Raw genomic sequence first — 526 nt, 5'->3', positions numbered from 1 at the left:
CGAAAATCATGCTGTGTGACATGACACCGGGAGTCGAGGCTCTCGCATGATAACCGAGAAACAAAGCGCCTGTAAACGTATCATCCAGTCCCTCCACCATTGAAAATGGTTTGACGTCACCAGAAATCAAGTCTGCTTCAGGGTGAAGCTTTTCAACCATCAGATTATTCATCTTCGAATGACTGTCATTGACCAGCACCTCGGTACACCCGCTGTTAAACGCTTCAGCAATACAGTAGTTTGCTTCTTCAGTCATGATAAGCCGTCCGCGTTCATAATTCCGCTTGCCGGAATCCACAAAGGTATCGTCCGGAAGACCCGAAATACCTTCCATATCTACTGACATGTACAATTTCATAACGCTCCTCCTTTTTTACTAAATTATTAATATTCTAACAGATTATATTAAAAAAAGAGGAAAAATGCAATATAACTGGGGAAAATCTCAACCACTCAGTGATAAAAAAAGAATCCTCTTTCAAGGATTCATGTCTGTTTACCAACCTGTTCTGTAAGCAGTTCATAT

At 41.1% G+C, this 526-nt stretch carries 1 pseudogene; it reads right to left on the bottom strand.

Features of this window, described 5'->3' with window-relative positions:
- Positions 1-358: pseudogene (dppA, locus tag ACWHAR_RS31705) on the bottom strand (D-aminopeptidase DppA); the annotation flags it as partial.
- Between the last annotated feature and the right edge of the window lie 168 nt (positions 359-526).

This window comes from Bacillus sp. LR--39 (genome assembly GCF_053613335.1).
This window is presented reverse-complemented; position numbering and strand designations above follow the sequence as displayed.